Annotated in this window: 17 protein-coding genes and 6 tRNA genes; 13 read left to right on the top strand and 10 right to left on the bottom strand. The window is 73.8% G+C overall.

Annotation, left to right across the window (positions count from 1 at the left end; genetic code table 11):
* The 3 genes from cobT to A3Q37_RS34620 form a co-directional block, all read left to right on the top strand.
* The coding region (gene cobT / locus A3Q37_RS34630; protein ID WP_255312040.1) for a nicotinate-nucleotide--dimethylbenzimidazole phosphoribosyltransferase at nt 1–3,142 on the top strand (3,142 nt) is incomplete at its 5' end.
* 268 nt (nt 3,143–3,410) lie between these two features.
* Nucleotides 3,411–4,730 carry a uroporphyrinogen-III C-methyltransferase gene (gene cobA / locus A3Q37_RS34625; protein WP_065491107.1) on the top strand — a complete coding sequence of 440 codons (1,320 nt, stop codon included), beginning with the start codon at nt 3,411–3,413 and terminating at the stop codon, nt 4,728–4,730.
* An 89-nt stretch (nt 4,731–4,819) separates the two neighbouring features.
* Complete coding sequence (locus A3Q37_RS34620) at nt 4,820–5,638, top strand: RNA methyltransferase (protein WP_065491105.1); 819 nt, start codon at nt 4,820–4,822, stop codon at nt 5,636–5,638.
* Between the two features lie 28 nt (nt 5,639–5,666).
* Here the strand turns inward: A3Q37_RS34620 and A3Q37_RS34615 are convergent, their stop codons facing one another.
* Entirely contained in the window at nt 5,667–7,001 is a 1,335-nt protein-coding gene (locus tag A3Q37_RS34615) for a serine/threonine-protein kinase (RefSeq protein ID WP_065491103.1), read from the bottom strand.
* A gap of 613 nt (nt 7,002–7,614) precedes the next feature.
* Between A3Q37_RS34615 and A3Q37_RS34610 the strand changes: the two genes are divergently transcribed.
* From A3Q37_RS34610 to A3Q37_RS34600, 3 genes are all read left to right on the top strand, one after another.
* Nucleotides 7,615–7,821, top strand: coding sequence for a hypothetical protein (locus A3Q37_RS34610; RefSeq protein WP_065491101.1), 207 nt, complete (start codon nt 7,615–7,617; stop codon nt 7,819–7,821).
* A gap of 643 nt (nt 7,822–8,464) precedes the next feature.
* On the top strand, nt 8,465–9,532 hold the full coding sequence (locus A3Q37_RS34605) for a phosphotransferase (protein ID WP_065491094.1): 1,068 nt from the start codon (nt 8,465–8,467) through the stop codon (nt 9,530–9,532).
* Between the two features lie 65 nt (nt 9,533–9,597).
* Entirely contained in the window at nt 9,598–9,894 is a 297-nt protein-coding gene (locus A3Q37_RS34600; protein WP_065491088.1) for a zf-TFIIB domain-containing protein, read from the top strand.
* A 56-nt stretch (nt 9,895–9,950) separates the two neighbouring features.
* Here the strand turns inward: A3Q37_RS34600 and A3Q37_RS34595 are convergent.
* The 5 genes from A3Q37_RS34595 to A3Q37_RS34575 all read right to left on the bottom strand — a co-directional run bounded on the left by A3Q37_RS34595 (nt 9,951) and on the right by A3Q37_RS34575 (nt 10,441).
* Nucleotides 9,951–10,025 (bottom strand) — tRNA-Val (locus tag A3Q37_RS34595).
* A gap of 33 nt (nt 10,026–10,058) precedes the next feature.
* A tRNA-Val gene (locus tag A3Q37_RS34590) sits at nt 10,059–10,130 on the bottom strand.
* Nucleotides 10,131–10,183: 53 nt separating this feature from the next.
* Nucleotides 10,184–10,255: transfer RNA gene (locus A3Q37_RS34585), tRNA-Val, on the bottom strand.
* A 1-nt stretch (nt 10,256) separates the two neighbouring features.
* Nucleotides 10,257–10,330 (bottom strand) — tRNA-Cys (locus A3Q37_RS34580).
* A gap of 38 nt (nt 10,331–10,368) precedes the next feature.
* Nucleotides 10,369–10,441 (bottom strand) — tRNA-Gly (locus A3Q37_RS34575).
* 156 nt (nt 10,442–10,597) lie between these two features.
* Here A3Q37_RS34575 and A3Q37_RS34570 point away from each other — a divergent pair.
* The 3 genes from A3Q37_RS34570 to A3Q37_RS34560 are packed head-to-tail and all read left to right on the top strand — an operon-like array spanning nt 10,598 to nt 13,351.
* Nucleotides 10,598–11,653, top strand: a complete 1,056-nt coding sequence (locus A3Q37_RS34570) for a chorismate-binding protein (protein ID WP_176711577.1) — start codon at nt 10,598–10,600, stop codon at nt 11,651–11,653.
* Nucleotides 11,653–12,474: an aminotransferase class IV gene (locus A3Q37_RS34565; protein WP_065491086.1), complete on the top strand. Its 822-nt coding sequence runs from the start codon at nt 11,653–11,655 to the stop codon at nt 12,472–12,474. The genes A3Q37_RS34570 and A3Q37_RS34565 overlap by 1 nt, the downstream gene beginning before the upstream one ends.
* A gap of 40 nt (nt 12,475–12,514) precedes the next feature.
* Nucleotides 12,515–13,351: a GNAT family N-acetyltransferase gene (locus tag A3Q37_RS34560; RefSeq protein WP_065491084.1), complete on the top strand. Its 837-nt coding sequence runs from the start codon at nt 12,515–12,517 to the stop codon at nt 13,349–13,351.
* 26 nt (nt 13,352–13,377) lie between these two features.
* On the opposite strand, the gene A3Q37_RS34555 is transcribed toward A3Q37_RS34560, so the two are convergent.
* A complete protein-coding gene (locus A3Q37_RS34555; protein WP_065491080.1) occupies nt 13,378–13,896 on the bottom strand; it encodes a DsbA family protein in 519 nt (172 codons plus the stop codon).
* Between the two features lie 167 nt (nt 13,897–14,063).
* Here A3Q37_RS34555 and A3Q37_RS34550 point away from each other — a divergent pair, with 167 nt between their 5' ends.
* The gene (locus tag A3Q37_RS34550) at nt 14,064–14,540 is read left to right on the top strand and encodes a hypothetical protein (RefSeq protein WP_065491109.1); all 477 of its coding nucleotides are present in this window, start codon (nt 14,064–14,066) and stop codon (nt 14,538–14,540) included.
* Between the two features lie 145 nt (nt 14,541–14,685).
* Nucleotides 14,686–14,841 carry a hypothetical protein gene (locus A3Q37_RS37445; protein WP_176711576.1) on the top strand — a complete coding sequence of 52 codons (156 nt, stop codon included), beginning with the start codon at nt 14,686–14,688 and terminating at the stop codon, nt 14,839–14,841.
* Nucleotides 14,842–14,874: 33 nt separating this feature from the next.
* Here A3Q37_RS37445 and A3Q37_RS34545 read toward each other — a convergent pair whose 3' ends face one another.
* Both A3Q37_RS34545 and A3Q37_RS34540 read right to left on the bottom strand, forming a co-directional pair.
* Nucleotides 14,875–15,459, bottom strand: coding sequence for a CGNR zinc finger domain-containing protein (locus A3Q37_RS34545; protein ID WP_065491078.1), 585 nt, complete (start codon nt 15,457–15,459; stop codon nt 14,875–14,877).
* Between the two features lie 262 nt (nt 15,460–15,721).
* On the bottom strand, nt 15,722–16,135 hold the full coding sequence (locus A3Q37_RS34540) for an SsgA family sporulation/cell division regulator (protein ID WP_003959770.1): 414 nt from the start codon (nt 16,133–16,135) through the stop codon (nt 15,722–15,724).
* Nucleotides 16,136–16,335: 200 nt separating this feature from the next.
* Here A3Q37_RS34540 and A3Q37_RS34535 point away from each other — a divergent pair, with 200 nt between their 5' ends.
* Nucleotides 16,336–16,791 carry a TIGR02611 family protein gene (locus tag A3Q37_RS34535; RefSeq protein ID WP_065491076.1) on the top strand — a complete coding sequence of 152 codons (456 nt, stop codon included), beginning with the start codon at nt 16,336–16,338 and terminating at the stop codon, nt 16,789–16,791.
* 54 nt (nt 16,792–16,845) lie between these two features.
* A tRNA-Val gene (locus A3Q37_RS34530) sits at nt 16,846–16,917 on the top strand.
* Nucleotides 16,918–16,988: 71 nt separating this feature from the next.
* Here the strand turns inward: A3Q37_RS34530 and A3Q37_RS34525 are convergent.
* Nucleotides 16,989–18,226: SCO7613 C-terminal domain-containing membrane protein (locus A3Q37_RS34525; RefSeq protein ID WP_369691484.1), on the bottom strand; the 1,238-nt coding region annotated here is incomplete at its 5' end.

The raw sequence follows: 18,226 nt of genomic DNA, 5'->3' as shown, positions 1-18,226 counted from the left end.
CGCCGCGGACCCCCCGTCGTACGGCGGCGGTACGCAGGGCGGCGTCGTGCGCTCCCTGGCCGACCGGGGCCCCGCCGGCGCTACCCGGACCGCCGCGCCCGCCCGCCACGCGGGCCCGCCGACGACCGGCCCCGAGTACTTCGACATCCCGGCCGAGGACCCCTCGACCCTGCCGGGCCCGCAGCTGGGCGAGATCCCGCCGCAGGCCGGGGCCCCGTGGGGGGCGCAGCCGGAGCAGGTCGTCGCGGAGCCGGTGGTTGCCGAGCAGACGGTTGCCGAGCCGGAGCAGGTCGTGGTGGAGCCGGAGCAGGCCGTCGTGGCCGAGCAGCCGGTGATGGAGCCTGTGGTGGCCGAGCAGGCGGAGGCCGGGCAGGCCGAGGCCGTGGCCGTTGCGGAGGCCGTGGCGGAGCAGCCGGTTCAGAAGGCGCCGCCGGTCCAGCCGCCGGAGCAGGCGGTTGTGCCCGCTCCTGAGGAGGTCTTGGTGGCCCCGGTTGCGCAGGCGGCCCCGGCGGTCCCGGCGGTCCCGGCGGTCCCGGCGGTTCCGGCAGTGCCGGCGGCCCCGGTCGAGCAGCTGGACCAGCCGGAGCAGACCGACCAGCCGGAGCAGACTGACCAGCCGGAGCGGACCGACCAGCTGGTGCAGCCCGCTGCCGGTGTGCAGCCGGAGCCGGCTCCGCAGGCCGTCCCGGCAGAAACGGTCGTTCCCGAGCCGGTCGCGGTGGCGATGCCCCCCGCCGGACCGGTCCTCGTCCCGGAGCCCGAGGCGGCACAGCCGGAGGCACCCGTCCAGGCCCCGGCCGACGAGGTGGCCGCGCGGGAGACGCCGGAGCCGGTGGAGGCGCAGCACGGTGTCTCCGTGGCTCCGGAGCCCGAGGTTCGGGCCGTCCCCGTGGAAGCCGCCGCCCCGGAACCCCAGGCGCCCGTGCAGAACGCGCCCGTCGTCGAACCGGTGGCACAGCCCGAACCGGCGGTGCAGCCTGAGCAGGTGGCCGAGCCCGTGCAGGAGCAGCCCGTCGAACCGGCCCCCGAGCCGGTGGCCGTGGCTCCGGAGACGGCCGCGACGGAGGAGCAGGTCGTCGCGCCGCCCGCACCCGAGCCCGTACAGCCTGAGCCTGTCGCGGAAGTGCCCGCCGAACAGCCCGTGGCCGAGCCGGCGCTCCCGGAAGCGGTCCATGTGGTCGCGCCCGACGCCGAGGACGGCAGCGGCCCCGAGGTCATCGAGACGCCGGAACTCCTCCCGGAGCCGGAGCCGGAGCCGCAGCCGCAGGCACAGTCCGAGGAACCGGTGGGGGCACCGGCCGAGGCACCGCAGCAGTTCGAGGCGGAGCAGCAGCCGGTGACGGCGGCGCAGCCCGAGGAACCGGTGGAGGCACCGGAGCAGCCGGAGCCCGCCGAGCAGTCGGCGGCCACCCCGCCCGCCCCCGGCTACGACGACGCCGAGCGCGAAGCGGTGCTGCGGGTCATGCGCGAACGCCGGGACATCCGCAACGGCTTCCGCAGCGACCCGATTCCGCACGAGGTCCTGCTCCGGGTGCTGGAGGCGGCGCACACCGCGCCGAGCGTCGGCCACTCGCAGCCGTGGGACTTCGTCGTCATCCGCTCGGCGGAGACCCGCCGCTCCATGCACGAACTGGCCCAGAGCCAGCGCGACGCGTACGCCAAGTCGCTGCCCAAGGGCCGGGCGAAGCAGTTCAAGGAACTGAAGATCGAGGCGATCCTCGACACCCCGGTCAACATCGTCGTGACCGCGGACCCGACCCGTGGCGGCCGCCACACCTTGGGCCGCCACACGCAGCCGCAGATGGCCCCGTACTCCTCGGCGCTGGCCGTGGAGAACCTGTGGCTGGCGGCCCGCGCCGAAGGCCTCGGCGTCGGCTGGGTCAGCTTCTTCGACGAGCGGGAGATGGTCCGCGCGCTGGGCCTGCCCGAGCACCTGGAGGTCGTGGCCTACCTCTGCGTCGGTTACGTCGACGAGTTCCCCGAGGAGCCCGAGCTGATGCAGGCGGGCTGGTCGAAGCGCCGCCCGCTGTCCTGGGTCGTCCACGAGGAGACGTACGGCCGCCGCGCGCTGCCCGGCGCCGAGCCGCACGATCTGCTCCAGGAGACGATCTCCGCGATCCGCCCGCTGGACGCCAAGGCGCTCGGCGAGGCGTGGGAACGCCAGAAGCGGATGACGAAGCCCGCCGGGGCGCTCGGCATGCTGGAGATCATCTCCGCGCAGCTGTCCGGCCTCTCCCGGATGTGCCCGCCGCCGATCCCGGAGCCCGCGGCCGTCGCGATCTTCGCCGGTGACCACGGGGTGCACGCCCAGGGGGTCACCGCCTGGCCGCAGGAGGTCACCGCCCAGATGGTGGCGAACTTCCTCGGCGGCGGAGCCGTCTGCAACGCCTTCGCGGCGCAGGTCGGGGCGGAGGTCTGCGTCGTGGACGTCGGCGTGGCCACGGACCTTCCCGCGACCCCCGGTCTGCTGCCCCGCAAGGTGCGCCCGGGTACGGCGGACTTCACGACGGGCCCCGCGCTCACCCGCGAAGAGGTCCTGGCCGCGATCGAGGTCGGCATCGAGACGGCCAGGGACCTGGTGGCGGCGGGCAACAAGGCGCTGCTCACCGGCGAGATGGGCATCGCGAACACCACGGCGTCGGCCGCGCTGATCTGCGTCTACACGGGGATCGACGCGGCCGAGGTGACCGGCCGGGGGACCGGCATCAACGACGAGATGCACGCCCGTAAGGTCGACGTCGTACGCCGCGCCCTCGACCTGCACCAGCCGGACCCGGCCGACCCGATCGGCGTGCTCGCGGCGGTGGGCGGCCTGGAGCACGCGGCGATGGTGGGCTTCCTCCTCGGCGGAGCCTCCCTGCGTACGCCGGTGGTCCTGGACGGCGTGAGCGCGGGGGCCGCCGCCCTGGTCGCCCGCGCCATCGCCCCCGAGGCACTGGCGGCCTGCATCGCGGGCCACCGCAGCGCGGAGCCCGGCCACGTCGCGGCGCTGAACAAGCTGGGCCTGCGCCCTTTGGTCGACCTCGACCTCCGCCTGGGCGAGGGCACCGGCGCGCTGCTGGCACTCCCGATCGTGCAGAGTGCGGCGAGGGCGATGCACGAGGTGGCGACGTTCGACTCGGCAGGAGTAACGGAAAAGTAGAACGCCGCCCGACAAATCCAGCCCCTCCGGCGTCTTTCAAGCCCCTCCGGCGCTTGAGGAGCGGGGTCCGGGGCAGCGCCCCGGTTTCGGGAAGGGGCGGGTAGGGGACAAGGCCCGCCGCAGGCGCCCCCACCCGCCCACCCCAGGCGCCCCACCCACCCCCACCCCGTATCGTGTTCCCACCCGGAACACCGCTTTCCGCACGTCACAGCCGCTCCACCGCCGCAGCGGCACGCAACGCAGCACGCGCACGAGGAGCCGCACCGCCATGGCCGAGCACGCAGACCACGCCGACCGCTCAGGTCACGCCGACCACGCCGACCGCGCGGGTCACACGGACCACCCCGCGTACCCCGTAGGCCTGCGCCTGCACGGCCGCCGCGTCGTCGTCATCGGCGGCGGACAGGTCGCCCAGCGTCGGCTGCCGCAGCTCATCGCCACCGGTGCCGTCATCACCCTGATCTCCCCCTCCGCCACCCCCTCCGTCGAGGCCATGGCGGACGCCGGCGAGATCCGCTGGGAGCGCCGCCGCTACCGGGACGGCGACCTCGCCGACACCTGGTACGCCCTCGTCGCCTCCTCCGACACCACGGCCAACGACGCCGCCTCCGTCGAGGCCGAGCGCACCCGCACCTGGTGCGTCCGGTCCGACGACGCCGAGGCCGCCACCGCCTGGACCCCCGCCACCGGCCGCATCGAGAACATCACCGTCGCCGTCCTCAACACCACCCCCCGAGGCCGCGACCCCCGGCACTCCGCCGCCCTCCGCGACGCCATCGTCGAAGGCCTGCGCGACGGCACCCTCGCCGCCCCGCACCACCGCACCCGCGCCCCCGGCGTCGCGCTCGTCGGCGGCGGCCCCGGCGACCCGGACCTGATCACCGTGCGCGGCCGCCGCCTCCTCGCCGAGGCCGACGTGGTCATCGCCGACCGCCTGGGCCCCCGCGACCTGCTCGACGAACTCCCGCCACACGTCGAGGTGATCGACGCCGCGAAGATCCCGTACGGCCGGTTCATGGCCCAGGAGGCGATCAACCAGGCGCTCATCGAGCACGCCAAGGCGGGCAAGTCCGTGGTCCGGCTCAAGGGCGGCGACCCGTTCGTCTTCGGCCGCGGCATGGAGGAGGCCCAGGCGCTGGCCGCCGAGGGCATCCCCTGCACGGTCGTCCCCGGCATCTCCAGCACCATCTCCGTCCCCGGAGCGGCTGGCATCCCGGTCACCCACCGGGGCGTCGCCCACGAGTTCACCGTGGTCAGCGGGCACGTCGCTCCCGAGGACCCGCGCTCGCTGGTCGACTGGGAGGCGATCGCCCGGCTGCGCGGCACCCTGGTCCTCCTCATGGCCGTCGACAAGATCGGCGCCATCGCCGCCGCCCTGATCGCCCACGGCAAGGACCCGGCCACCCCGGTCGCCCTCGTCCAGGAGGGCACCACCGCCGCCCAGCGCCGGGTCGACGCGACTCTCGCGGACGTCGGGGAGCGTGCGGTCGCCGAGGACGTGCGCCCGCCCGCCGTGATCGTCATCGGCGACGTCGTCGCGGTCGGCCCGGACTCCGCCCCGGCCCCCGTCCAGGACGCGGCCGAGTAGACAAGAGCCCGCCCCCGCCCCGTAACCCGCGGTTACGCAACTCCCTCCCGGGCGTTGGCACCGCACACCGGACAAGGCAGTATCACCCTGTGGCAGATCTCATCACCGTCGACGACCCCGACGACCCGCGGCTGAGCGACTACATCGGCCTGACCGACGTCGAGCTGCGACGACGGCGCGAACCCGCCGAAGGGCTCTTCATCGCCGAGGGCGAGAAGGTGATCCGCCGCGCCCGGCAGACCGGGTACGAGATGCGGTCCATGCTGCTCTCGGCCAAGTGGGTCGACGTGATGCGCGACGTCATCGACGAGGTCCCGGCCCCGGTGTACGCGGTCGCCCCCGAGCTGGCCGAACGCGTCACCGGCTACCACGTCCACCGCGGCGCGCTCGCCTCCATGCAGCGCAAGCCGCTGCCCGCCGCCGACGAACTGCTCGCCACCGCGCGCCGGGTCGTGGTCATGGAATCGGTGAACGACCACACCAACATCGGGGCCATCTTCCGCAGCGCGGCGGCGCTCGGCATGGACGCGGTCCTGCTCTCCCCGGACTGCGCCGACCCGCTCTACCGGCGCTCGGTCAAGGTCTCGATGGGCGCGGTCTTCTCCGTCCCGTACGCACGCCTCGAAGCCTGGCCCAAGGGACTGGAGGCCGTACGGGAAGCGGGCTTCCGGCTCCTCGCCCTCACCCCCGACGCCAAGGCCACCAGCATCGACGAGGCCGCCCCGCACCGGTTGGAGCGGGTGGCGCTGATGCTCGGAGCCGAGGGCGACGGGCTGTCCACGCGGGCCCTGATGGCCGCCGACGAATGGGTCCGCATCCCGATGGCGCACGGCGTCGACTCACTGAATGTGGGCGCCGCCGCCGCGGTCGCCTTCTACGCGGTGGCCACGGGACGCCCGGAGAACTGAGCACGGACGGCCTCGGCCGGACCGGACCTCAGGGTGCAGACGTAAACGCAGACGCAGGCGGAGACACCTGTGCCTGCGACACCCCGCCCGGCGTCCGCTCGCCTCCGCCCAGCCCACGCGCCGGCCCCTGGCAGCCCTGCGCCGCCGCGATGCCCAGCGCCACCAGCAACGTCACCACCACGAACACCACCAGCCGCTGACGCAGCAGCCGAGGATTGGCCGGACGCCGCCCCGCCGAGGTCGCGCGGCCCCCGGAACGCGTCCCCGGGCGTCCGTTCGTCCCGGCCGGAGCCCCCGGCCGCTTCCCGGTCTTCCCACCCGAACGCGTCGTGTTGCGCGACGCCTGCTGCGGGCGCGAGCCACCGGTGCGCGGCGGCCCCGAACGCACGGGCGCGCCGCGCCTGCCCGGCTGGGGGCGGGAGCCGGACGGGCCCTCGGCGCGACGGGTCTGCTGGTCGCCGTACGGATCGGCCATCCGCCCCGTCGGCCGTTCGGCGTCCTGGGCGGAACGCTGGACGGGCGGCCGGCTCTCGTGCAGCCCCTGCGCCTCGCGCGCCGCGATCTCTTTGAGCCGCATGGACAGTTGCAGCGTGCTGGGCCGCTCCTCCGGATCCTTCGCCAGACAGGCGCTGATCAGTGGGGCCAACGCGTCGTGCACCCCGCGCAGCTGCGCCTCCTCGTGCACCACGCGGTACAGCATCACCTCGGAACTGCCGTGCCCGAACGGGGAGTCGGCCATCGCCGCGTACGCCAGGGTCGCGCCGAGCGAGAACACGTCCGTCGCGGGCGTCACCGCCGCGCCCCGGACCTGCTCGGGCGCGAGGAACCCCGGCGACCCCACCGCCGTACCGACATGGGTGAGCGTGCTCGCCCCGGTCGCCCAGGCGATACCGAAGTCGATGATGCGGGGGCCCTTGGGGGAGAGGAGGATGTTCGACGGCTTCAGGTCCCGGTGGACCACCCCCGCCTCGTGCACCGCGACCAGGCCCTCGGAGAGCGCCGCCCCGATCGAGGCGACCTCCGCGGCGGCCAGGGGGCCTTCCTCGGCGACCTTGTCGTGCAGCGAGGGGCCGGGCACGTACTGCGTGGCGAACCACGGGCGGTCCGCCTCCAGATCGGCCGCGACCAGCCGGGCCGTACAGCCGCCGCGGATCCGGCGGGCCGCCGACACCTCGCGCGCGAACCGCGAACGGAACTCCTGATCCTCCGCCAGGTCGGGCCGGATCACCTTGAGCGCGACCCGCTGGCCGCGCCGGTCGGAGCCGAGGTAGACGACGCCCATGCCGCCCGCGCCGAGCCGCCGGTGCAGCCGGAACGAGCCGACGAGACGCGGGTCCTCGCGCCGGAGCCGCATCATCGCCATCGTCTGCCCATCCCCGCTGCCTGGTCCGCCTGACGAGGCACAGCTTACGTACCCCGCGCCCGGCGCGCTCAGAGGCCGCGCCCTCGCCGGGGTTTCGATTGTCCGTGCCGGGCGGGAGAAGTGAAGAGGGGTCAGGGTGCGGTGGATCCGGGCCCGTCGGCAGGCCGGTCGCCCCAAAGGGCCACCGGGGCAGGGGGATTGGATCACGGAGGGGATGCCGGCGCGCGTCCGCCACCCAGGACGCGACCACTGTCCCCGTATACGCGTGGAGGTGTCCCCGGCGGTCCCCGGCACGGCACGGCCGCCCGCCGGGAGGCGGCGGACGTGAGTGAAGTCACCCGCCGGCGCCCTTCCGGGCCCGGGCCCCTGCCGGACACGCACCTGCTGGCCCCCCGGTGCCCCCTCGGGGATGACCCCAACCTACGGCTGTCCATCTCCACCCAGGGGAGTACGCCGATCGACGACGGCTCATCCTCCGGGAGGCCCGGTATTCGGTACGCGGGCATGACGCCCTGTGCTCGGCGCTTACCTAATGTTGAGATCAAGCGGCGGGCGCAGCACTCGTCCCCCGAGGTCACGCCCGCCGCTTCCCGAACAGGTCAGGAGAGGAACCATGGCGGACACGGCAACGCGGACAGTGGTCCGTATGCGAGGGCGCAAGGCGTACGCCTCGTTCGGCGCCCGTCCGTCCGGCACCCGCCACCCGTTGGTGGCGACGGCGATGGTCCTTCCCCTGGCGGCCCTGCTGGTGGTCGCCTTCGGCGGCTGGGAAGCGGTGGTCACACAGGCGTCGTCCGTGGCGGTGATGCTGGGGCGCTGAGCGGCGCCCGGGGTCCGGAAGAGCGGTCCGGACCCGCACATCCGGCCAACAGCCCCGTGGGGACGGGGGTGCGGCGGACGGCAGCGTTTGTCCGGTCAGCTGGGGAGCTGACCGGGCATCGCGCTGTCCGGGGCCAGACGCTTCCCGGCCGTCTGGGGCCAGACGCTTCCCGGCCGTCCGGGCCGACGCCCCGCCCAGCGCCGGGGTGCTTCCCCGCTGTCCGGGCCTAGATGCTTTCCGGCTGTCCGGGCCGACGCCCTGCCCCACCGCCGGGCGCTTTCCCGCTGTCCGGGCCTAGATGCTTTCCGGCTGTCCGGGCCGACGCCCCGCCCCACCGCCGGGCGCTTCCCCGCCGCCCGGGCCGAGACGCTTTCCGGCCGTCCGCGCTGGGGCGCTTTCCCGCAGTCCGCGTCAGGGTGCTTCCCCGCAGTCCGGGCCAAGGAGCTTTCTGGCGGTCCGGGCCCAGATGCTTCCCCGCCGTCCGAGGCTGAGATGCTTTCCGGCCGTCCGGGGCCAGGCGCCTGCCGACGGGCCGACGCCCCGCACCGCCGGGGCTCGTACCGCCGTGGCTCGGGGCGCCTCGCGCGTTACGCTCACGGCGGGCCCGGTGCCACGGCCGGGCAGACCGCCGCCGGGGGAGCCGTTGACCACCACCCAGAGCTCAGTAGTCCATGACCTGGGCACGCTCGCGCACCGCCTCTCCCACCCCGCCCGGACACCGTGCGTGTGCGAGCCGCCGCAGGTCCTCGCGGACCGGCCCGACGGCACGGTGGTCCGCAGCGGGGCGATCGTCGCGAAGGCCCATGCCGCCGACACCGACCGCGAGGCGCTGGCCGCCCGGATCGCCCTGGCCGCCGCCCCGCAGCTGGCCGGCATCCTGCTCCCGCCGCTCACCGCCCCGGCCCCCGCCGTGCCCACCACCCGCCCGGTCACCCTCTGGCCGCTCGGCACGCCCGTGGACCCCACCGACCCCGGCGCGGCCCCCTGGGCCCAGGCCGCCGACCTGCTCGCCCGCCTCCACCGGACGAAGCCCCCGTTCCCGCTGCCGCCGATGCGCGGCCCTGCCAAGGCGGCCCGGGCCGTCGCCCGGATGCGCACGGCCCTCCACGCCGACGCGACCGTCCCTCCCCGTGACCCGGTCGTCCCGCCCGGCGACGCGACCGCCCTTCCCGGGGGCCCGCCGGCCCTTCCCGGCGACGCGACCGCCCCGCCCCACGCATCGGCCGCCCTCTCCGTGCTGGCCGGCTGGCGGGCCCTGCCCGCCTGGGCGCGGGGCGAAGCGCCGGCCCCCGCGCGCAGGGCCGGTGCCCTGTGCCACGGGGACCTGCACCTCGGGCAGCTCGTCCGGCACCCCGCCCCGGACGGGCCCTGGCTGCTCATCGACATGGACGACGCGGGGGTGGGCGACCCCGCCTGGGACCTCGGCCGGCCCGCCGCCTGGTACGCGGCCGGACTCCTGGCCCCCGAGGACTGGGCCACCTTCCTGGACGCCTACCGGTCCGCCGGGGGACCGGCCGTTCCCGCCGACGGCGACCCCTGGCCCGCCCTGGACGTCCCGGCCCGCGCGCTCACGGTGCAGACGGCGGCCGTCGCCCTCGCCAAGTGCGCCGCGGAGCAACGGGATCCGGACGACCACGAACAGCTGATGATCGAATCCTGTACCCGAATCGCTACGCTGCCGCCCGAGTTGGCCCCCGGCCCCGCGTCGTAGGGTGAAGCGACCGTGGCCGGGCAGACATTCCGGCGACGGCACAACGAGGGCGAGGAGCCGAGCCGATGATGCAGTGTCCGAAGTGTCACGCGCAGATGAACACGTACAACCGCAACGGTGTTCAGATCGAGCAGTGCAACGGCTGCCGGGGGATATTCCTCGACTACGGCGAGCTGGAGTCCCTGACCCGCCTGGAGTCCCAGTGGGCCCAGCAGGCTCCGCCCGCGCCCCCCGCCCCGCAGCAGGCCTACCCGCCCGCTCCTCCCGCCGCCCACGCCCCGGCCTGGGGCGCCCCGCAGTACGGCGGGCACTACGGCCACCGCCGCCAGAAGGGCTTCGGCCGGATGCTCTTCTCGTCCTGACGGCCACCGGCACGACGAAAGAACCCCCGGCCGTGGAGACGACCGGGGGTTCTTGCTGGTGCGCGATACTGGGATTGAACCAGTGACCTCTTCCGTGTCAGGGAAGCGCTCTCCCGCTGAGCTAATCGCGCAGGTGAACCTGCGTTTACCGCGTGTGTACTGCGTGCGCGATACTGGGATTGAACCAGTGACCTCTTCCGTGTCAGGGAAGCGCTCTCCCGCTGAGCTAATCGCGCGGGGATCCTTGCGGACCGATGATCCTTGCGGACCGATGATCCTTGCGGATCAGTGGACGATACTGGGATTGAACCAGTGACCTCTTCCGTGTCAGGGAAGCGCTCTCCCGCTGAGCTAATCGTCCTTGGAGGTGGAGACGGGATTTGAACCCGTGTAGACGGCTTTGCAGGCCGTTGCCTCGCCTCTCGGCCACTCCACCAGGGGTGGGAGCTCGGGAAGAATCCCCCACCTTCTGCGAGCGGACGACCAGGTTCGAACTGGCGACCTCAACCTTGGCAAGGTTGCGCTCTACCAACTGAGCTACGTCCGCTTGTCTTTCCCGTTCCGCTTGCGCGTCCCGGCGACGTGTTGAACTCTAGCGGATTCCTGGGCCAGTACAAAAACGCGTTTGTGCAGCGTGCTGCGGCGACCCGGGCCGGTCCTCGCCCCGGCGCAGGTCACCGCGCACCGTCCTAGACTCATTCGCGTGTCCGACCTCGCCCCCTTGGCCCGTTTCGACGGCCTCATAGCCTCCGGTCTACAGGATGTGACCCACGATCCCGCGGCGCTCGACTCGTCCGGCTTCTGGGTGGTGTCCGCCGATTTCGAAGGCCGTACCGTCTGCGCCCGCTTCTCCGACGTACGCAGGGAAGCGGTGCCGCCTCCCGTGCCCGGAGCCTGGCGCGGGCCCGCCGCCGGGGACTGGACCTCCTCGCTGGACCGTGACGCCTACACGGCGGGCGTACGGCGGATCCGTGAACACATCGCGGCGGGCGACGTCTACCAGGCCAACCTCTGCCGGGTGCTGTCCGCGCCGCTCCCCGACGGCGGGGCCGGGGCCGACGTCGACGCCCTGACCTCCCTGCTCGCCCGCGGCAACCCCGCCCCGTACGCGGGAACGATCCGGCTGCCCGGCCACGGCGTGGAGATCGCCACCGCCTCCCCGGAGCTCTTCCTCCGGCGCGACGGGCGGATCGTGGAGTCCGGGCCCATCAAGGGCACTGGCCGGACCGAGGACGATCTGCTGGAGAAGGACCACGCCGAGAACGTGATGATCGTGGACCTGGTCCGCAACGACCTGGGCCGGGTCTGCGCCACCGGAAGCGTGAGCGTGCCCGACCTCTGCGTGGTGGAGAAGCACCCGGGCCTCGTCCACCTCGTCTCCACGGTCCGGGGCCGGCTGGCCGACGGAGCGGGCTGGCCGGAGCTGTTCGCGGCGGCCTTCCCGCCCGGCTCGGTCACCGGCGCCCCGAAGTCCAGCGCGCTGCGGATCATCGCCGAGCTGGAACAGGGCCCGCGCGGGCCGTACTGCGGGGCGATCGGCTGGGTCGACGCCGACCGGGGCACCGCCTCGCTCGCCGTGGGCATACGGACGTTCTGGATCGACCGGACCGGCCCCGCCCCGCTGCTGCGGTTCGGTACCGGCGCCGGGATCACCTGGGGATCCGACCCCGAGCGCGAATGGGACGAGACCGAACTCAAGGCCTCGCGGCTGCTCGCTGTAGCGTCGGGCACGTATCCGGAGACAGGAAGGGACGCATGATGAGGATCTGGGTCAACGGCGGACTGCGGGACGCCGACGACGCCCGGCTTTCGGTGCTCGACCACGGACTGACCGTGGGCGACGGCATCTTCGAGACGGTGCGTACGAGCGAGGGGCGCCCCTTCGCGCTGACCCGGCACCTCGACCGCCTCACCCGCTCCGCCCGGGGCCTCGGCCTGCCCGACCCGGACCACGACGAGGTCCGGCACGCCGTCGCCGCGGTCATCGACGCCAACCCCGTCCCCCTGGGGCGGCTGCGGATCACCTACACCGGCGGGCTGTCCCCGCTCGGCTCGGACCGGGGCGACCACGGGACCAGCCTCGTCGTCGCCCTCGACGGGGTGAGCCGCCGCCCGGACACCACTGCGGTGATCACCGTCCCCTGGACCCGCAACGAACGCGGCGCGCTCGCCGGCCTGAAGACCACCTCGTACGCGGAGAACGTCGTCGCCCTGGCCCGGGCGCGGGAGAGGGGCGCGTCCGAGGCGCTGTTCCCCAACACCGCCGACCGGCTCTGCGAAGGCACCGGCTCCAACGTGTTCGTCGTCCTCGGCGGCCGTATCCACACCCCTCCGGTCGCCTCCGGCTGCCTCGCCGGGATCACCCGCGCGCTGGCCGTGGAGTGGACCGGCGCCGAGGAGACCGACCTGCCGATGGACGTCCTCGCCGAGGCCGACGAGGTGTTCCTGACCTCGACCCTCCGCGACATCCAGGCGGTGCACCGGGTCGACGGCCGGGAGCTGACGCCGGAGATCGGACCGGTGACGGCGAAGACCATGCGGATCTTCGCCGAGCGGGCCGGCGACGACCTCGACCCGTAAAGCGCGTGACGGGCTGCCGCCCAGGGGATACAAACCTCTGATGACGACGACACTCCGGCCGTCCGGGCCGCTTCAGCAGGGCGCCGACGGCGCGCGGGCCCGCCACTACGACGTGTGCGACAACGGGCGGCCCGTCGGCTCCGTCGCGATCAGCACCGACGACGCGTTCGGCCCGACCGCCGGAGTGCTGCGCTCCCTCACGGTGGAGGAGTCCCGGCGCAGGCGCGGCCGGGGTATCATCGCGGCGCTCGCCGCCGAGGAGGTGCTGCGGGGGTGGGGCTGCACCCGGGTCCGGGTAGAGGTCCCCGCCGGCAACGAACCGGCCCGGCGCCTGGCGGCCGCCCTCGGCTACACCGAACGCAGCCGCAACATGGTCAAGGACCTCGGCCCGGACACCGCCCCGCTGCCCGCGGGCCTCACCTCGCGCGACATGAGCGAGGAGGAGTTCGCCGCGTGGCGGCGGGACGCGGTGCTCACGTACGCGCAGAACTGGATCGACCGCGGCGTGGAGCCCGGCCAGGCCCGGCTCAAGTCCGAGACCGACCACACCGCCCATCTGCCGGACGGACTGGCGACCGAGGGGGTGCGCTTCCGGGTGCTGGTGCGGGACGGCGAGGTTGTCGGCCATGTCTGGGTGGCCCTGCGGGAGCTGGAGCCGGGCATCACGGGCGGATTCGTCTTCGATGTCGAGGTGCGCGAGGAACACCGGGGCCGGGGCCACGGCCGGGCCCTGATGCTGCTCGCCGAGGACGTCACCCGAGCCTGGCGCGCGGACCGGCTCGGCCTGCACGTCTTCGCCTCGAACACCCCGGCCCTGCGGCTGTACGAGTCCCTGGGCTACACGACGACGCGCTACAACCTGGCGAAGGCGCTGTAGCGCCCCCCCCCGAGCCGGCTGCCCGGCTAACGGTCCCGTGCGGCCAGGGTCCGGTCGACGATCTCCTCGATCCGCTCGCGCAGCCCCTCCTGGCTCTTGCCGCCGTCCAGCCGCTCGTCGCCGATCACATAGGTGGGCGTGCCGGTGACCCCGATCGCCTTGCCCTCGGCGTGGTCGGCGTCGACGATCAGCAGATGCCGGCCGTCGATCAGCGCCGTGTCGAACTCCTCGGCGTCCAGACCCAGTTCGCGCGCCACGTCGAGGAGCACCGGCTCGCCCGCGCGGCCGAGGTCGTCGGTCCGGGACAGCAGGGCCTCGATGTACGGCCAGCCCTGCCCCTGCTCCACGGCCTCCTCGGCGGCCTGGGCCGCGGCGATCGCGTGCTTGTGCTTGTCCAGCGGGAAGTGCCGCAGCCGGATCTCGACGCGGTCCCCGTACCGGGCGCGCAGGGCGCGTACGTCGTCGAGGGCACGGTGGCAGTCGGGGCATTCGAGATCGCACCAGAGGTCGAGGACGACCGGTGCCGCGGGGGTGGAATCGCTCATGCGCCCAGTCTTTCAGGCCGCCCGGGCGCGGCCCAATCCGCATCCGGGCCACCCCCTGGGGAGGAGCCCGGCCCTGAAATGTCCCTGAGGTGGGCCGCCGCCGTGGCCGCGACGGTGCTCGCCGGTGCAGGATGGAAGGGACGTACCCCCTGCGCCTGGAGGCCGTGATGCTTGCCGAGACCATCTGTTCCGCGGTGTCGGCGGCCGGACTGGGCATCGCCGCGGTGACCGCGTACCGCAAGCGGTTCCTCACGGCCACGAGGATCGCCGCCTACTCCCTCGTCCCGGTCGGGCTCGTGCTGACCGGGGTCGTCGAGTGGGTCGCCGGGATCGCCTTCAAGCCGAGCGTCTGGCTGGGCTTCGGGGTGCTCGGTCTCTCCTGGCTGCTGTTCATGACCACCCGCGCCATCGAGCGCCGCAGCGGCAGCACCCGCGCGGAACGCAAGGCCGCGCGGGCCGCCGGGCGCAACGAGGCGGTCGCCCCGGGTGCCTCCGCCCCCTCGCTCGGCGCGGGCGGCGGAGCCGGGCCCGCGGTGACGGCGGCGGCCGAGCCGCAAGCGAAGCCGAAGAAGAAGCAGGAGGCCGCCGCGCCCGGCGACGACTTCAGCGACATCGAGGCGATCCTCAAGAAGCACGGCATCTGAGCCCCCGGGGCCCGAGCCGGTCCGAATGCCTGACGGCGACCCGTACGCCGGAGCGATTTTTGATGGCCACGGGACGGTGAACTCCCGGGGGAATCCCCCTGGTTGATCGCCAACCCGGCCATCGGTGCGTCATGATCACCCCGAGATGGTGGACACTTCCCGGGGCGACGCCCCCGCACCCCCCGCCGAAGAGCCCCGCGGCTGTCTCTTCGCGCTTTCCCAGCCGCCCCTGATGATCTTCCTCACGGTGGTCGGGGGCCTGTTACTGATGGCCGCCCTGCATGACCTCTTCGTGCTGTGACGTGCCACGCCCCCGGGCGGAGCGGCGTCGGCGTCAGCCCGCGGCTTCCTTGCGCCGGGCCCGGTACGCCGCGACATGGAGCCGGTTTCCGCACGTACGGCTGGAGCAGTAACGGCGGGAGCGGTTGCGCGACAGGTCGACGAACGCGTGCCCGCAGTCCGGGGCCTCGCAGCGCCGCAGTCGCTCCTGCTCGCCCGCCACGATGATGAAGGCCAGCGCCATGCCGCAGTCGGCCGCGAGGTGGTCGGCGATCGAGGCGTCCGGCGCGAAGTAGTGCACATGCCAGTCGTAGCCGTCGTGGTCGGTGAGCTGCGGGGTGGTCCCGGCCGCCGCGACGAGCCCGTTGACCAGATCGGCCGCGGTACGGGGGTCGGGGGCCGCGAAGACCTCGGCGAAGCGGTCCCGTACGTCCCGCACGGCGGCCAGGTCCTTCTCGCCGAGCGTGCCGACCCCGCTGATGGAATGCCGCTCCGCGAAGGCGTACAGCGCGGCGATGTCGGCGAGCCCGTCCTCGGGTCCGTCCCCGGTCCCGTCCGGCGGCGGCTCGCTCTCCGGCGCGGTGTTCATCAGATCGACCACCGTGTCGAGGGCGATCCGGGTGTCGTGAGGGATCAGCACGCTTCGCTCCCTGGCCTCCGGCGGGCGGGCGCCCGCCGATGGCGGCTGACTCTACTGGCTCGGCCCGTCGGCGCCGGGGCCGGTGCGGGCCCGGCCGGGAGCGGAACGGACCCCTCCGGCACCCGACAGCGGGAGGGGGACAAGCAGCGGCGCCGTCGTCACGGTGGATTCCGTGGCGGCGGCGCCGGTGTCTGCCCTATGCGGTTGTCGGCACGACGCCGTCGCCCCGAGTCGGACGGCGTCGAGCGGCTCTCTGCCTGGCTCAGCTCTCGGCCAGGATGTGGGAGAGCTCCGTGTCGAGATCGAAGTGACGATGCTCGGTGCCGGGTGGAACCGCGGCGTCGGTCCTCTTCAGGAACGACTCCAGGGCCCGCGCCGGGGCTTCGAGCAGGGCTTCTCCCTCTGGGGAGCTCAGGGCGATGCATACGACGCCTTGACCGTGACTACGAGATGGCCAGACGCGGACGTCTCCGGTGCCGGTGGGCCGGTGCAGCCCCTCGGCAAGGAGGTCACGGGCGAATACCCATTCGACCGTCTCCTCCGCTCCGGTGTGGAAGGTGGCGTGCACGGCATAGGGATCGGCCGTGTCATACCGCAGGCCCGCGGGTACAGGCAGTGAGGACTCGCTCGACACAACGAGGCGCAGGTGCAGCTCGCAGCTGACCGTGGTGTTCATAAGCGCCAGGGCCTTTCGCTCAGTGTGCGCTCGGGGATTCGCACGTCGGCGAAATCGACATGCCACCTACGGTGGCGTTGTAAACCCCTCTGACCCATTTGTGATGCTTCGGGTCCCTCGCTCAGCGGCGTGTAACTTTGAGTTATGCGCCCATTCCAGTGACAAAAGTGTGACCGGAGCGGGTCGGGTAAGTTGGGTTCATGAACGCGGAGAGTGACGAGCGGAACAGGGTCGCCGAGCAGGCGCCCCCGGTGTCCGCCACGGGGGAATCGGACCGGGAGGAACGCGAGCTGGGCTCGCGGGCGCCCGGTTTCATCAAGGCGTCGAAGGCGCTCCATCTGAGCTGGCAGGTCGGCGTCTTCATCGTCGGCCTCGGCGTCGTGATCGCGGGCGTGCTCATGCTGGTGCTGCCCGGCCCCGGCTGGCTGGTGATCTTCGGCGGCATGGCGATCTGGGCGACCGAGTTCGTCTGGGCCCAGCTGGTGCTGCGCTGGACCAAGCGCAAGGTCACCGAGGCGGCGCAGCGGGCCCTCGATCCCAAGGTCCGGCGGCGCAACATCATCCTCACCACGGTGGGGCTCGTGATCATGGCGGTGCTCATCGGGATCTACGTCTGGAAGTTCGGGCTCACCATGCCGTGGAAGATCAGCGACTGACCCGGGGGCGGTCCGGTAGCACCGCTGACATGGGGTAATGTTTGCGGTGCGCCCGGGCGATTAGCTCAGTGGGAGAGCGCTTCGTTCACACCGAAGAGGTCACTGGTTCGAACCCAGTATCGCCCACCCGGACAGAGGGCCCGGGAGACGGATTCCGTCTCCCGGGCCCTCTGCGTTGCCCGCTCAGCCGACGTGGCTCACCGCATCCGCCCCAGCGCGTCCCTCAGCCGGCGGGCGTCGCGCAGCCGCTGCTCGTACGTCGCCCCCACCACCAGCAACAGCAGCCCGGCCAGGGCCGGCGGCAGCCAGCGGGGGAGCGCCCCGGCCACCTGCACCACGTACGGCGCCAGCTCGTGCAGCCCGTCCAGCGCCAGCACCGCCCCGCCGAGCAGCAGCAGCGCCTGGAGGCGGTACCGCGCACCCAGCAACGTGATCACCAGGGCCGCCCCGCCGAGCAGCAGCGGCCGCTGCCAGTCCGGATCGGTCCAGGCCACCGCCAGGCTCGGCAGCAGCGTCGCCGCGAGCCCCGGCCCGTACGCCGTCCACGACGACGCCTCCGGGTCCTTCCGCCGCCGCAGGAACCCGACCACCAGCGCGGGCACGGTCACCGGCAGCGTGTACGCCTCCGGGAACGACACCTCCGATGCCGCCAGCCGCACCCAGGTGGCCAGCACGAACAGCGCCGCCGCCAGGTAGCCCGCCGCCGGCCGCCGCTCCGGCCGCACCGCCGCACCCGCCGCCAGCACCCCGCACAGCGCCAGCACCAGGGCCAGGAACGGCGCGTCCGGCACCGCCAGCCCCACGGCGACCAGCGCACCCAGCGCGCCCGTCAGCTCCACCGGCAACGCCACCGGGTTCCGCCGCAGCCGGGCCCCCAGCAGCACCGTCAGCGCCGGCACGAGGAGCACCAGCGGCGCGGCCTCGTGCGGGGCGAGCCCCAGGGATCGGCCCGCGAACCCGGTGATCACGGTGCACCCGACGGTGGCGGCGACCGCGAACACCGCACGCGGCACCGCTGCCTTCGCCCGGACCGCCGCCCCGGCGAACAGGGCCGCCAGCGCGCCGAACACCGCGTACGAGGCCCCCTCGGACGCCAGCGACAGCAGCCCGGCGCTCACCGCCCCGGCCAGCGCGACCACCAGCGCGGTCACCGGCACCGCCGCCGAACCGTCCCGGCCGCTGCCCGTGCCGCGTACGGCCAGGGCGAGCAGACCGGCCACCAGGGCCGTCTCCCCGGCCACCGCGACCGCGTACGGCACATCCAGCACGGCCCCGCCCAGCAGCAGCGCACCCCAGGCCAGCACCGCGGCCCCCGCCCCGGCGGCCCCACGCAGGGCCACCCCGGACGGCCGCCTGCGAGCGGCGGCCGCCCAACCGCCGTACCAGGGCGCTCCGGCCCGGCCACCGGCGTACCAGGGTGCCCCGGGTACGTGCG

Source organism: Streptomyces sp. PTY087I2, from assembly GCF_001687325.1.
Lineage (GTDB): Bacteria > Actinomycetota > Actinomycetes > Streptomycetales > Streptomycetaceae > Streptomyces.
Note: the sequence above shows the minus strand (reverse complement) of the source record. Positions and strands in the feature narration are given on the sequence as shown.